Below are 14,018 nucleotides of genomic sequence, written 5' to 3'. Positions count from 1 at the left end.
GTCAGGTGTGGGGCGGTCGGAGAGCACGCCCGACGGCCGGAAACCTTGCCGGGGAGGTCAGAGATCCCGGCGAGGTGGTCAGAGAACCTTGCTGAGGAAGGCGCGGGTGCGTTCGTGGCGCGGGTCGCTCAGCACGTCCGCCGGCGGGCCGGTCTCGACGACGGCTCCGTCGTCCATGAACACCAGCGAGTCGCCGACCTCGCGGGCGAAGCCCATCTCGTGGGTGACGACGACCATGGTCATGCCGTCGTCGGCGAGCGCTCGCATCACCTCCAGCACCTCTCCGACGAGTTCGGGGTCGAGCGCGGAGGTGGGCTCGTCGAAGAGCATCAGTTCGGGCTTCATCGCCAGCGCGCGGGCGATGGCCACCCGCTGCTGTTGGCCGCCGGAGAGCTGGGCGGGGTAGCTGCCCGCCTTGTCGGCGAGGCCGACGCGGTCGAGCAGTTCCGCGCCGCGTTCGCATGCCTGTTTCTTCGGCACCTTCCTGACCTGGACGGGGGCCTCGATGACGTTTTCCAGCGCGGTCATGTGCGGAAAGAGGTTGAAGCGCTGGAAGACCATGCCGATGCCCTGGCGGCGTCGTGAGACGGCCTTCTCGCTCAGCTCGTGGAGCTTGCCGTCCCGCTCTTCGTAGCCGACGAGTTCGTCACGGACGTACAGGCGTCCCCGGTCGATGGTCTCCAGATGGTTGACGCAGCGCAGGAAGGTGGACTTGCCGGACCCGGAGGGGCCCACCAGACACATCACCTCCCCGGGGGCGACGGTCAGGTCGATGCCCTTGAGTACGTCGGTGCGGCCGAAGCTCTTGTGCACGCTCTCGGCTCTGATCACGGCTGGTGTCAACGTGCGCTCTCCTTACGGTGGTTCCGGGCCGTGGCGCGCAACCGCTGGAGCGGGGTGGGCGGCAGGTCGCGGCTGGTGCCGCGGCCGAAGCGCCGTTCCAGGTAGTACTGGCCGACGCCCAGCACGGAGGTCGCCACGAGGTACCAGAAGCAGGCGACGACCAGCAGCGGAACCTGCTGGAAGTTGCGTGAGTAGATGCCCTGGATGGAGGTCAGCAGTTCGGGCACGGCGATGGCGAAGACCAGCGAGGTGGTCTTCAGCATGGAGATCACCTGATTGCCGGTGGGCGGGATGATGATGCGCAGTGCCTGCGGTAGCACGATGCGGCGCAGGGTCTGCCCGCGGGACATGCCCAGCGCCTGGGCGGCCTCGTTCTGGCCGTCGTCGACGGAGGTGATGCCCGCGCGGACGATCTCGGCCATGTACGCCGCCTCGTGCAGCCCGAGGCCGAGGACGGCGGCGGTGAGCTGGGTGATGAGGTCGTTCGTGTCGGCCTGCACGAACGTCGGCCCCCAGGGGATGCCGAGGCCGATGGTGGGGACGACCGCGGAGAGGAAATACCAGAAGAGGAGTTGGACCAGCAGCGGGGTGCCGCGGAAGAGCCAGATGTAGCACCAGCTGAGCCGGGAGAGTATCGGGTTGGCGGACATCCGCAGGATGGCGAGGACGACACCGCCGACGATGCCGAGTGCCATGGCGAGGAACGTCAGCAGCAGCGTGGTCCGCAGCCCCTCCATGATCACCGGCGAGAAGAGGAACTCACCGACGGTCCCCCACTGCATACGGGGATTGGTGATCCAGCCCTCCAGGAGGAAGACCAGCAGGAAGGCCACGACGACCGCGGCGACGCGCTGCCCCGGACGGCGCGGCGGGACGGGGCGCGGGGACTCGGCGGCGTCGCCGGAGTCCGCCCGGATGAGGGTCTCGGTCATGCCGCGCCCCCGTTCACCGTGGCGCTCTTCAGGGCTCCGGACCTGATGTTCCACTGCTTGAGGATCTTCGCGTAGGTGCCATTGTCGATAAGTTTCTGCAGGGCACCGCGGACAGCCCGTACCAAGGTCGGCTCCTCCTTGTTGATCAGGATTCCGTAGGGCAGGAAGCGGTACGGCTCACCGGCCGTGCGGAACCTGCCGTGCGACATCTCCGCCTGGTAGACGACGGTGGGGGTGCCGCCGACGAACGCGTCGGCGCGGCCCGTGGACAGCGCCTGGAAGCAGCCGACGGAGTCGGGGAAGACCAGTTTCTCCAGCTCCGGCTTGCCGTTTGCCGCACACTTCTCGGCCTGCGCCGCCACATCGTCCACCTGCGAGGTGCCCTGCTCGACGGCCACCTGGCTGCCGCACAGGCTGGTGAGGGAGCGGATGTTCCCGGCGGCCTTCCCGGAGGCGAGGATCGAGCTGCTGGTTTTCATGTAATCGACGAACGTGACCTGCGACTGGCGCTCCTTCTTGTCGAGCATGGCCTGGATCGCCACGTCGTAGCGTTGGGACCGGACACCGCCGATGATGCTGTCGAAGTTCGCCTGCACCAGGTGCACGCGGACGCCGAGGATTTGGCCGACCGCGTGAATGAGGTCGGGTTCGGCGCCGATGACGGTCTTGTTGTCGATGTCCAGGAGGGACAGCGGCGGGTAGTCGTTGCCGACAGCCGAAGTGATGGACCCTTTGTCGCGAATGTCCCGAGGGAGCAGGGCGCGGAGTGCGGGGTCGACGCGCTGCTCGGGCACTTTGGACTGATTGACTGTCGCGGTGCCGCCACAGGCCGTCACGGTCAACGTGAGCAGCGTCGCGAGCGCGAGGGGAAGTGCGGTGGCGCGGGCTCGCGCATGCCTTCCGGGCACGGGGCCTCCCTTCTGGGCCGCTGGTCAGAGGACCGGCGCGGGGCTGGTGAACGCCCAATCTGCGGGATGGCGGCGGCCCGGGCAAGAACAGGGAGAATGAACGTTTCCATGCGGAGTGTTAAGTTCATTTGATGCTGACTCCGCCGCAGCTTCAGGCGATATGCGAGGTGGTCGCCGCAGGCTCGTTCCGTACGGCCGCCCAGCGCCTCGGCTACACCCCCTCCGCCGTCTCCCAGCAGATCTCCACCGTCGAGCGCGCCCTGGGCGTCCCGCTCTTCGAGCGCTCACCGCGCAGCGTGCGCCCCACTGCGGCCGGGCTCCAGCTCGCCCTGCGCGCGGGACGGCTGCTGGCCGACCTGTCGGCGACGGAGAACGAGATGCGCGCCTACGCCGCAGCCGAGCGAGGGCGACTGCGGCTGGGCAGCTTCTGGTCCGCGGGGTTCCGGCTGGTGCCGACGGTGCTGACGGGGTTCCTCCGCGATCGGCCCGAGGTCGACGTCCGCTACGAGGAAGGCGACCCGCAGGTCACCGTGCCCGCGGTGCTGGAGGGGCGGCTGGATCTCGCCGTGATCTTCGAGTACGGCGTGGTACCGCACAGCTGGCCCGAGGGCCTGGAACACACGCTGGTACGGGAAGAGCCGCTCTACCTCCTCCTCCCCGCGGAACACCCCCTCGCCGGACGGCTGCACATCCGCCTCGCCGAGCTGCGGGACGAGCGCTGGATCAGCTACCACGAGGACACCGACGCCGCTCACTGCCTGCGCCACATCTGCGCGGCCGGCGGCTTCCTGCCCGAGGTGCTCTTCCGTACGAATGACTACAACCTGCCCTACGAACTGGTCCGGCAGGGCCTGGGGGTGGCGATCGCACCGGAACTCGCCGTCGTGGACACCTCCACCTCACCCGACGCATCCGGCACCCGCCTCGTCCGGCTCACCGACTCCACCCACACCCGTCGGGTCTATGCCACCCGGCGTACCACCGACCCCAACCCCTTCCTCCCCCAAGCCATCGCCCTCCTGCACAGCGCCGCGGCCGCCCTGCCCGAGCGGGGCGAAGGCGAGTGTCCCGTGGTCACCGGCTGAACAGCGGTGCGTCGGCGGCGATACGTTCCGCGGTAGCCGGACTCCGTGCCGGCGTGCCGGGCGACATCGCCCGGCACGCCAGGGCCTGGCTGAACGAGGCCAGGACGCAGTTCGGCCCACCCCCGGCGGCGACCCCGCCGACCACCTCTGACCACCTCTGACCACCTCTGACCACCTCTGACCACCGGACAACGGACAGCGGCTGGATGGGGTGGCCCGCCGTGGGCCAGGCCTGGGACGACATGTCATCGACCGCCCACGGCGGGACCCGTTGCGGCGTTGCAGGCCGTTAGCCTGTCGGTATGTCAGAGCGTGTCATGCCCGGTCGCGCGGACGGCCTGATCACCCTGGGTGCCGCGGACGCTCTGTGGGTCGATTTGACGGCCGACAGTGCTGTGCCGACGGCTTCTGGGGCATTCACCTGCTCTCCTGCCCATGCCCAGGTGGGGTACGTCCTGCTCGGCAGCCATGTGGTGACGACGGTGAGGGCGAGCGGCGGTCGGTGGAGTGTTCCGGAGGTTGAGGTGCGCCGGGCGGCCGCGGAACTGAACGCGGTGGGGATGGATCGGCAGGACTTGGTCCGTATCGGTCCGTTTCGTGTGGCGCCGAGTCAGGAGCGCAACGAGGAAACGCCGCTGCGTTGGCGCCAGCGCATCACGGGGGAACTGCGGGAGCTGGGCGGCCCCGAGCGGGCAGCACGAGGTGAAGTCGGCCGGCCGTACCATCTGGCGGGGATCGACTGGCGACAGATACTCGTGGAGCGGACCCGCGACGGGACGCAGCGGACGTGGTGGCTGCCGCGCGCCGTGGTCAGGCTGCTCGATGCGACCGAGCACGCCGAAACGCAGTGGGTGCACGCCGTGCGGACCCGCCAGGCAAGCGCAGCCGCCACCGAGCCGCCCATCCGCCCTCGGCAGGCCCGAGACGCCGACGATCGGCAGACGACGAGCCCCGAGGGCCCCACCGCCTCACTGCGTCTGTACAACGGAGAGCTGGAAGGCCAGCTGTACTCGGTGCTCAGCAGGAAGCCCGGTACCTCCCGCAGGATGGCCGGGTGGGCGTGCGCCGTCTGCCGCACCGCGCCCGCCGCCGTCCTCGACCACTGCCACGAACACGGCTACGTCCGCGCGCCCGTATGCCAGTCCTGCAACACACAGGAACGTCCCGACCACCTGTACAGCAACGACATCCGCGTGGCGAACCGCTACACACGCCTCTTCCACACCGACACCGACCACTGGCTTCGCCACTGGCACCGCTGCACCGGCTGCCGCGCACGCACCACCCTGCCCCTGCCACACCTCGCCGCATGGACCGCCCACATAGCCTGCCGATCGCTGCGCCCGACCCACCGCGCCCCCCGCGGGCGCGAGCCCTGCGGTGTCCTGCGCGTGTCCTGGACGGGCAGTCAGAACGCGCCCCGTTCCTGCCTGCTCACTGTCGCAGTCGACTTCTGCCCCTCCGGCGAGCACCGCGTCCTGGCGCGAGTCCCCTACCGCGAAGCGGCCGAGCGGTTTGGTGTCTGGTTGGCCGAGACGGCCCCTGCCGTGGCCGCCGCGGCCGGTCCCGACCGCGTGGACGACCTCCCCGCCCAGTTCCGGCCAGTCATCGCGGACACCAGCGGCGAGGGCCTGGCACTGTTCTGAGCGAGCACCGGGAGGCGGATCACGAAGCGCAACGATTCGAGGCACACGCCCACCTCAAGAGCGAGGCTGCGGGCCTGCCGGGCCGTCCACTGTGCGGTCGGATGCGCTGTTACGCCGACGATGTGGAGGCGGCGTGTGCCGTGCTCGAGGAAGGCTCCCCTGCCAGCCGCAGCACTAACTCCTTCACATCTTCCGCTATCGCTGCGCTGGACACCCCTGAGACCGAGAAGCTTCCGCGTGACCAGATACACCAGTGACACGATCACCTGGACATGGACCCAGCGCGCCCACAGATCCCGCCAGGCCGCCTACGACCTGCAGCGACGCATTTCTGAACGGCGCACGCCCTCCTCCGCGAGTCTGGCGGCCGCGGCCGTGCCCAGTCCCCCGGTGGCGCCGGTCACGCACACGACCTTGTTCCTGATGCGTTTCCTGATGCGTTCGTCTACCGCTGGCACAGCACACCTCATCCATCGAGTCGGCCGAGGCTGACGAGCGTCTTTCCAGCCGTTCGGCCGGCGATCATCTCCGTCAGCGCATGCGGAGCGGACTCCAGACCCGCGAAAACCGTCTCGCGATAATCCAGCTCGCCGCTGCGAAGCCACCCGGTCATCCGGCGTCGCATCTGCCCCATGAGATGCAGGTTGCCGCTCCCGCGGAACCCACGAAGGGTCAGGTCCTTGGACACCGCGAGGAACAGGTTCCGCGGCCCAGCCGAGCCGGACTCGTACTCCGAGATCGAGCCACACATCGCTACGCGCCCACCCCTCCTCACGTGTGACAGGGCGGCCTCGAGATGGATCCCCCCGACGGAGTCGAAATAGACGTCGATTCCGTCGGGCGCGATATCGCCCAGCCTCGCCTCGACGTTCCCCCACCCGGTAGTTGAAGGCGTCGGCGCCCAAGCGGTCGCGCAGCCAGTCGACCTTGTCGTCGGTGCCCGCGCTGGCCACTACCCGGTTGCCCATGAGCCGTACGATCTGCACGGCCAAGCTGCCCACCGCCCCCGCAGCAGCCGAGACCCAGACCGTATGGGGTGCCGAGTCCGCTGAGCTGCTCGGCTACCGCGTCCACGGCGGCGTACTCGCGCCAGCCCTGGGCGTGCCACACCACGTCACCCGGGGCGAAGCCCTCGGCCCGGGACTCCACCACCTCCCCCACTGTCATGATGCCGTCCATGGCGCGGCCGAGAGCGAAGGCGGCGAAATAGCCGGAGGGCGCGTCGGGACGTAGCCGCAGCCGAAGGCCGGGGTCCACCGATGTCCACGTGTTGCGTACGAGCACCTGCCCCGGCCCGGGCCGGGGCACAGGGACCTCGACCACCTCGAAGTCGTCCAGGCTGACGCTGCCGGCCGGGTACGTCCTGACCCGGACCTCCCGTCCTGTCCGCATCATGCCGGCACCACCGTGACGAGCGTCATGAGGCGTAATCCAGTTGCAGAGTGCCCGCTCGCTTCCCGCCAGTAGCAGGTCGGTGTCGGCTTCGGTGCGTAGTACTCAAGCGAAACGAGCCGACGCTGAGGTGGCAGGAGCCCTCGTTCTTCAACATCGCTCCATGGGTTGAACTATATTGAACCAATATCAATTTGGTTTGATCGGGCGCAATGGTTAAGCACGTCTGTGCGGCATACGGTGTCGCACAGCGGTGGCGACTCTGACCGCGGCCTCCCGCCCCTCGGCGATCGCGTGCGCCACACGTCGCGGAACCACGGCGTCGCCAACCGTCAGTACCAGGGAGGCGGCGCAGTCCAGGGCGGTGCAGTCCAGGGCGCCCCGCGGGCGGCGCTCCCCCACCACGACGACCCGGTCCGCGGGCACAGTGGTGGTCCCTCCGGAGGTGCGATTCAGCGGCGCGGCAGGTCCGGGTCGGCGATGAGTGCCCTCGCCATCCCCGCGCAGCGGCTCGACCGCCTCCGGACGATGGATCTGAACGATGTTCCCCTGCCGCGGCGCGGACTCCGGCGCCACCGTCGTACCGCCGCAGACCAGCAGCGCCGCACCACCGGCCGCCAGACGGCCCCAGTACTCGGCGTCGCCGCCAACCGGCAGCCCGTCCCGTACGAAACCGCTGGCGTGGGCCGTGGCGACCAGCCGGTTCCGCAGCGTCGACGAACCGATGACCAGCGGCGCAGCGGCCAGTGGAAAGTGTGATGCGGCCGTGAGCCCTCCGGCATCGGTCGTGATCGTGACTACGCTGGGGTGACGGCGCTCTCGCCCGCGATGGGGCCGACGAGGCGTCCGCGGATGAGGTCCGACAGCCGTTCCGCGGCGGCGATGGTCGGCAGGTTCGTGTTGGCCCGCGGCACCTCCGGGAACACGGAGGCGTCGGCGACCCAGAGCCCGTCGACGCCGAGGACGCGGCCGGACGGATCGACCACCGCACGGGGGTCGTCGGGCGCGCCCATGCGGCAGGTTCCGCAGATGTGGCCGGTGTCGCCGATGGTCTCCATCAGCCAGCGGTCGACCGTCGCGTCGTCGGACAGCGCCTCGAGGCCCCGGCCGGTGATGTCGATGGCGATGTGCTCGAAGGCGGTGTCGAACGGTCCGCTGCGCAGCAACTCCACGCAGTGCCTGACGCCGTCGCGCATCCGGACAAGGTCCGAGCGGTGGCTCAGCAGATCCTGGTCCATCACCGGATGCACGTCGGGGTCCGCGGAGGCCAGGCGCAGCACACCGCGCGAGAACTGCTGGTTCGCCCACAGACAGAGCAGGCCAGGACCGCCCGCCGTATGGCCGCCGCCTGCGCCGCCCCAGGTTCCGCCGGTGGCTTCCGCAACGAGATGCGAGTCGCCGGGGTCCGGCAGGGCGAGCGTCTGGTTGATCGAGGCGATCATCATGTCGTTCTCACCCGCTCCCTCCAGTCCGGAGGAGTAGCGCAGACAGCAGTTGGTCTGCCGGGCATCGACGTCGGGATGGATCCCGGGCCGGGCGTACAGCCAGAACAGCGCCAGAGGATGTTCCTGCATCCCCTCACCGACCGGGAGCGCCGCCACCGGGCCGTCCGGCCCGATGCCGGACCGCAGCAGGATCGCCGGAGAGTGCACCGCTCCGGCGCATAGGACAACGTGCTGGGCACGAACTTCCGTCCATTCGTTCCCCCGGCGCAGCCGCACCCCAACGGCCCTGCCGCCCTCGACGAGCACCGTGTCCACCGTTGCGCAGCCGAACACCCGCAGGTTGGGGCGCTGTCGGGCCGGCTCGAGGTATCCGTCGTTGGTCGTGACCCGCGCACCGTCGCGGGAGCTGATGGCGTACGGCGAGACGCCGGTCCCCGTCGGCCCGTTGTGGTCGTCGCACCAGGCATGGCCACGTCCCAGCGCGGCCTCGGCGAGCGCGTGGTCGGCAGGGCCCCAGTCCTCGCGGCCGAGCCGCTGCACCGGTATGGGTCCGTGATCGCCGTGGTGAGGGCGGTCGCCGAAGTCCGCGTCGCTCTCCATGCGTCGCAGGTACGGCAGCATGTCCGCGTACGACCAGCCGGGACAGCCGTACGCCGCCCACCGGTCGTAGTCGTCCGGCATGGCCCGGATGGCGATCATGCCGTTGACCGACGACGAACCGCCGAGGCCCCGTCCGCGCACATGCGGCCGCGGCGCCTGGGCGCGGCTGCGCCGTGACGTAAGACCTGGCCACTGGAACTCCGCGCAGGCCGTCTCGTCCAACGCCCGCCAGCCGTTCATACTGCGCAACTGCGGTGGAGCGTCGGCGGACCGCCAGTCGCACCCGGCCTCCAGCAGCACGACCTCGCTGGCCGGATCCTCGCTCAGACGCGCCGCCAGCACGCTCCCGGCACTGCCACCACCGACGACCACCCAGTCGGCTTCCACTGTCGGCGTCATGGTGCCCCCACCTCCATCCACACGCGGGACATCGTCGCCTCGTCGAGCGAGGCGACGGTCTCACTATTGATGACGTGGCCGAAGAGCGGCCGTCGTAGACGCCTCGCTGCGGACTCGGACAGGCGGTACAGCGAAGGATCCGTCAACTGGGTGGACATGTGCGGCTCCCCTTGGCGCGATGCTGCACGTGGTCGGTCGGATCGGACAGCCGTGAGGGTCGTCGTCCCACGGCGACCCGGGCGCCGGATCGCGCATGAAAGACGGAGGTTGAACTAACTTCAATTCTGTGGGGAGCGTACTGCCCTGGGTGGAAGAGCGGCAAGGCTCATGACGGACATCGACATGACGCGTGCGACCACCCGCTCGACGCGCGAAAAACATGTCGACCTCGCGCACGCACGGCTGCCGCACTTGTCGCCACCACGGACCACCCGTCATTCCCGCGCGGGCTACGCGATGGCACAGCCGGGGGCGGCGCCGTTTCCAGCGAGGGGTTCGAGGTTCTTCGGCCACGTCAGGGTGGAGGCCGCCCAGGTGAACCCGGCGCCGAAGCAGGCCATGAGGACTCGGTTTCCTGCCGTCAGTTGCCCTTGGGCCGCGGCGTGTGTGAGCAGCAGGGGGATGGAAGCCGCGGAGGTGTTGGCGACGTGGCTGATGTTGGACGGCACACGATCCGGTGGAATGCCCAGGGTGTTGGCCACCGCTGCGCCGATACGTGCGTTGGCTTGGTGGACGATGAGCCGGTCGATGTCTTCGGGGCGCCATCCGGTGGCCGAGGCCGCCTCCTTTGCCACCTGACTCATACGGCGCACCGCGTGGCGAAACACTTCATTGCCTCGCATGTGGACGTACCGCCCATTGGCGTTGGCTGTCGGTCCGGGTGAGGGATGACGCGAGCCTCCGTCCGGGATGCAGAGCGCTTCGGTGTGCGCTCCGTCGCTGCCCCATGCGACCGGTCCCAGTGTCCCCGCATCCTCTGCCCGGCCCGCCGTCAGAACGACCGCTCCCGCGCCATCGCCGAAGATCGGTGCCGTGGTTCTGTCGGTGGGGTTGGTGATGGCTGACATCTTTTCGGCACCGATGACCAAGACGGTTCGGGCAGTGCCGGAGTGGATGAGTCCTGCGGCGACCGTGGTTGCGTAGAGGAAACCGGAACAGCCGGCGCCGACGTCGAAGGCCGGGACGCAGGGCAGGCCAAGGCGGTGGGCCACAACCGGCGCGGTACTGGGCACAGGGTGATCGGGCGTGGCGGTGGCCAGCACCACGGCGTCGGCATGGGCCGCTTCCGCGGATTTCATCGCAAGAGATCCGGCCTCTACGGCCATGTCGCTGGTGGCTGTGTCACGGTCGGCCATACGTCGGGTGGCAATGCCGATACGCGTTCGGATCCACTCGTCCGAGGTGTCCAGGGAGAGGGAGAGGTCGGCATTGGTGATGACGCGGGATGGCAGCCAGGACCCCAGCCCAATCAGTCGCGCCCCTACAGGTGACGATGGGCTGTCGCGTCGAGTGGGTACGGAGTTTGTTCCGTCATACGTCATATGTGCGTCCTCTCCGTTGCGCGGTCCGCCGGCGCTCAGCGGACGTGCGGGGCGGCGCGTTGGGCGACGAAATCTACGAGTGCGGTGACGGTTGGCCTTTGAGCGAGCTCACGTTCGGCGATGACAAGGCCGAGGCGGTCCTCGAGTGTCATGGAGAGCACGGTGATGGCCATGGAGTCGATGCCCGCCTGGACCTGTGTCGCCTCAGGAGTGATGGGCGTCGGGGGCAGAGCGGCCTGATCGACGAGGATGTTCTTGATGTAGGTGAAGTCGATGGCGACGGGGGGTCCGCCGTCAGCCGCGGTGGGTGAGGTCGGGACTTCGTCGTTGCCGGGTGCCGTCGGTTGTTCTGGAGGGAGGTGGGTTTGCCCGCCTCCCGGCTGCGTGGAGAGCTCCTGCACTGCCTCTTCGAACAGGGAGGGGAGTTGGTGCAGGCCGGGGGCGGCCGCGTCGGTGATGAAACAGACGCTGGTGGTGCCGTTGTAACTACAGGCGACGATGGATGCGGGCTGGTTACGCGGGAGCCAGTTGAACGGCTGGATACGGGTGACGGGGTCGTCCCGGTAGGCCAGTGGCCGGTGAAGGGCGACGTAAGAGGTGCTGATGGCCGCCCTGTCGGGAGTGGTGAGCCGGGTGGCCAGGGAGTGAAAGATCCGCGCTGGGGTGCGGTCCATCAGCACGCGCATGGCGGCTCGCCGTGAAGGGTTTTTGACGGCTCTGGTGGCGGCGACAACGTGCTTGAGGCGCGTGTCGACCGCTGACTCGTGGCAGGGCAGAGGTGCGGGCGCGAACGTGAACAGATTGCCGGGTCGGTCGTGCTCCGCCGGTCGGCGCAGATTGACCATCGTGATGGCCGGCAGCGGTTTACCGACGCCCCGTGGCCAGTGTTCGGAGCACCAGGTGCGCAGGGCTCCGCTCAGGGCGGTGAGGAAGGCGTCGTTGGTGTCACCGCCGCGGGGGATGGCCGCGGTGCGCAGCCGCTGGGTGGGTACGTGTGACCAACTGGTGACGCGCTTGCCCATGAGGGGATGCGTGGGATCGTTCCAGATGCCGTTGGCGGCGCAGGCGGCCAGTGTGTCGCGCATGGCGCCCAGGTAGGTGCGGGCTTCGGGGCGCGGTTCGGGTTCGGGGGCGGGTTCGGGTTCGGGTTCGGCGGTGAGTGCAGGGGCTGTGCCGAACAGGGTCTGGAGGGTGTGGAAGAGGCCCATGCCGTCCTGGGTGCTGTGGTGTGCGCGACAGCAGATGGCGTAGCGGCCGGGTGAGTAGCCGGTGATCAGTGAAACGTCCCACAGCGGGCCATGAGTGGGCAGCGGCTGGGTCACCAGTGCCTGAAGGACCGCGTCGAGGGTTTCCTCACCGGGCCGGATGACGCGTTCCATGACGCGTGTGTGCAGGTCGGGAGCAGGATCGTGCTGCCATCGGGCCTTGAGCCCTGGGCCGTGGAGGTAATGCGTGAGGCGGGGCAAACGGTGCAGGTTCGCCTGAAGGTGGCCGAGGAGTTCCTTGAGAGGCGGGGGCGTGCCTTCGAGGTGCAGCACGACTCCGATGGTCTGAGCGATCGTTGGATGGACTTGGGCCATGTGATGCATGGTCAGGTCTACCGGCGTGGGGCGTGAAGGCACGGTGTTCTCCAAGCAGGCGCGGGGTCAGAGTGGAAGGCGTCGACAGGCCGGATCAGCGGTCCCCGCCGGGGATGCCGAGGCCGCCTGCGGTGGAAGAGCGAGGTCATGTGGTCCTTCCGAGGTGGGAGGAACTGCGGTGCTGCCCTGGAACGACAGGCTCCTCAAGGAGTGACGCGACGGGTGAGGTGCGCCCACGAGAGGAGGAGGAAGGCGTCGGAGAGCACGGGAACGTGGTAGGGGAGCGGCCTGGGCCCGACCATGTCAGGCGGGGCATCGATCCTGCCGTCGGAATACTGCTGCGAGAGCAGATACTCCGCAGCCCGGACGGCGGGAAGATGGTCGGGCAGACCGGCTGCCACGATCAGTCCGTAGGCGGTGCTGATGGCGTCGCTCGGTGCGCCGTCCCCCTTTCCCCAGCCGCCGTCCTCGTTCTGGATCGAGCGCACCAGCCGGACGATTCGTTCACGCACAACCGGGGCCCTGCCCGTGGTGAAGGGCCTGGTAGCCAGATGGGCGCGGAAGAGCGTGTGAAGCCGGCTGTCGCTCCAGCCCGGAGGGAAGGAACCGTCAGGCTTCTGACTGCCGGCAAGGAACGCCATGGCCTCGTCAATGACGTGCTGGTACCGGGAGCCCTGCGTCGCCAGAACGTTGATCACTGCGGCGGTCATGCACGCTTCTGAAGGAGTGCCGGCGTAGGTGGGGAACCCGCCGTCCCCTCCGCGCACGGAGAGCAGGGCCTTGATGCCGGACTGGACTGGGTTGCGGTAGGCGTGCGGATCCGACGCGTGCAGGAATTCCAGGGCCACCGTGGTGCAATCGGTATCGGCCAGCCGGGCGTGATCCGTATAGGACCAGCCCCCGCCCGGGTGCTGTAGCCGCTGCACGTGCTGAGCGATCCGATCAAGGGAGTCACACGGGGCGCCGGCGGTACGCAGAGCAAGGCCAGCGGTTACGGCGGTCCATGTGTCGGTGTCCGTGACGAACGGGACGCCGCCATCATCACGCTGATGCAGCAGCGCGGTTCGGATGCCGTCCCTCACGATGGTGGCGTTGCCCGGCAGACGAGACAGCGCGTGCAGGACAAGGAGGTGGATGAGCAGGTTGCCCTCCCACACCTCACCGGGACGCTGCGTGGACAGCAACAGGGCTACGTCCTCGCTGCCGATCATGTCCGATCGGGCCGCTGCGTCGGCGAGGACCACCTTGGCCGCGGTGACCTGTATCGATGCCCACGGATGCAGACCGTGGGGCGGGAGCGGCTCACATCCATCAGATGGAGGTTCGGAGCCCAGCATGACGAGAATGGCCTGGAACACCAGGCGCTTTCGCGGCCCGGTGAACCGCGGTGCTCGCGCTGCGAAATCATCAGCAGCTCGATGGGCGGATGCGGCCCGCGTCCGCTTCCTCAATACGATCGCGGTGAATGCCTCGTCCCACGAACTGCCATGACGGTGCGACTGATGCAGGTAGCACACGAGTCCGCTGCGCGCTGATCGAAAGTCGCGGGACCGTCCGGTCCGGTCCAAAAGAGCAAGGAGTAAGGCGGATTCGAGTACTCGGCTCTCGCAGGGCTCGCGCAGGGCACCGTCCAGCCCGATGCGCCGG

General features: G+C 68.8%; 12 protein-coding genes and 1 pseudogene. 3 read left to right on the top strand and 10 right to left on the bottom strand.

Going from position 1 to position 14,018, the window contains the following annotated elements:
• Window positions 1-78 precede the first annotated feature (78 nt).
• From GWI24_RS01630 to GWI24_RS01620, 3 genes are read right to left on the bottom strand one after another with little or no spacing between them, the layout of a single operon-like run.
• Complete coding sequence (locus GWI24_RS01630; RefSeq protein ID WP_247615722.1) at window positions 79-843, bottom strand: amino acid ABC transporter ATP-binding protein; 765 nt, start codon at window positions 841-843, stop codon at window positions 79-81.
• Window positions 840-1,775, bottom strand: coding sequence for an amino acid ABC transporter permease (locus tag GWI24_RS01625; protein WP_210944077.1), 936 nt, complete (start codon window positions 1,773-1,775; stop codon window positions 840-842). Before GWI24_RS01625 ends, GWI24_RS01630 begins: the two co-directional genes overlap by 4 nt.
• Entirely contained in the window at window positions 1,772-2,683 is a 912-nt protein-coding gene (locus GWI24_RS01620; RefSeq protein WP_208522301.1) for an ABC transporter substrate-binding protein, read from the bottom strand. The genes GWI24_RS01625 and GWI24_RS01620 overlap by 4 nt, the downstream gene beginning before the upstream one ends.
• 131 nt (window positions 2,684-2,814) lie before the next feature.
• On the opposite strand from GWI24_RS01620, the gene GWI24_RS01615 reads away from it, so the two are divergent.
• The gene (locus tag GWI24_RS01615) at window positions 2,815-3,768 is read left to right on the top strand and encodes a LysR family transcriptional regulator (protein ID WP_210944076.1); all 954 of its coding nucleotides are present in this window, start codon (window positions 2,815-2,817) and stop codon (window positions 3,766-3,768) included.
• Window positions 3,769-4,070: 302 nt separating this feature from the next.
• Complete coding sequence (locus GWI24_RS01610) at window positions 4,071-5,414, top strand: endonuclease domain-containing protein (protein ID WP_210944075.1); 1,344 nt, start codon at window positions 4,071-4,073, stop codon at window positions 5,412-5,414.
• 14 nt (window positions 5,415-5,428) lie between these two features.
• Here the strand turns inward: GWI24_RS01610 and GWI24_RS44740 are convergent.
• From GWI24_RS44740 to GWI24_RS01605, 3 genes and pseudogenes are all read right to left on the bottom strand, one after another.
• Window positions 5,429-5,566: pseudogene (locus tag GWI24_RS44740) on the bottom strand (integrase); the annotation flags it as partial.
• Between the two features lie 314 nt (window positions 5,567-5,880).
• Entirely contained in the window at window positions 5,881-6,246 is a 366-nt protein-coding gene (locus GWI24_RS44735; RefSeq protein WP_308343338.1) for a zinc-binding dehydrogenase, read from the bottom strand.
• The gene (locus GWI24_RS01605) at window positions 6,186-6,806 is read right to left on the bottom strand and encodes a hypothetical protein (protein ID WP_247615730.1); all 621 of its coding nucleotides are present in this window, start codon (window positions 6,804-6,806) and stop codon (window positions 6,186-6,188) included. The genes GWI24_RS44735 and GWI24_RS01605 overlap by 61 nt, the downstream gene beginning before the upstream one ends.
• A 480-nt stretch (window positions 6,807-7,286) precedes the next feature.
• On the opposite strand from GWI24_RS01605, the gene GWI24_RS01600 reads away from it, so the two are divergent.
• Window positions 7,287-7,565, top strand: a complete 279-nt coding sequence (locus GWI24_RS01600; RefSeq protein WP_210944074.1) for a hypothetical protein — start codon at window positions 7,287-7,289, stop codon at window positions 7,563-7,565.
• A gap of 38 nt (window positions 7,566-7,603) precedes the next feature.
• Here GWI24_RS01600 and GWI24_RS01595 read toward each other — a convergent pair whose 3' ends face one another.
• From GWI24_RS01595 to GWI24_RS46030, 4 genes are all read right to left on the bottom strand, one after another.
• On the bottom strand, window positions 7,604-9,250 hold the full coding sequence (locus tag GWI24_RS01595) for a GMC family oxidoreductase (protein ID WP_210944073.1): 1,647 nt from the start codon (window positions 9,248-9,250) through the stop codon (window positions 7,604-7,606).
• Window positions 9,251-9,699: 449 nt separating this feature from the next.
• The gene (locus GWI24_RS01590) at window positions 9,700-10,791 is read right to left on the bottom strand and encodes a beta-ketoacyl-ACP synthase III (RefSeq protein ID WP_210944072.1); all 1,092 of its coding nucleotides are present in this window, start codon (window positions 10,789-10,791) and stop codon (window positions 9,700-9,702) included.
• Window positions 10,792-10,826: 35 nt separating this feature from the next.
• Complete coding sequence (locus tag GWI24_RS01585) at window positions 10,827-12,425, bottom strand: wax ester/triacylglycerol synthase domain-containing protein (RefSeq protein WP_210944071.1); 1,599 nt, start codon at window positions 12,423-12,425, stop codon at window positions 10,827-10,829.
• 149 nt (window positions 12,426-12,574) lie between these two features.
• Window positions 12,575-13,615: a prenyltransferase/squalene oxidase repeat-containing protein gene (locus GWI24_RS46030; protein ID WP_210944070.1), complete on the bottom strand. Its 1,041-nt coding sequence runs from the start codon at window positions 13,613-13,615 to the stop codon at window positions 12,575-12,577.
• Window positions 13,616-14,018 lie beyond the last annotated feature (403 nt).

This window comes from Streptomyces sp. MK37H, assembly GCF_018035285.1.
Classification (GTDB): domain Bacteria; phylum Actinomycetota; class Actinomycetes; order Streptomycetales; family Streptomycetaceae; genus Streptomyces; species Streptomyces endocoffeicus.
This window is presented reverse-complemented; position numbering and strand designations above follow the sequence as displayed.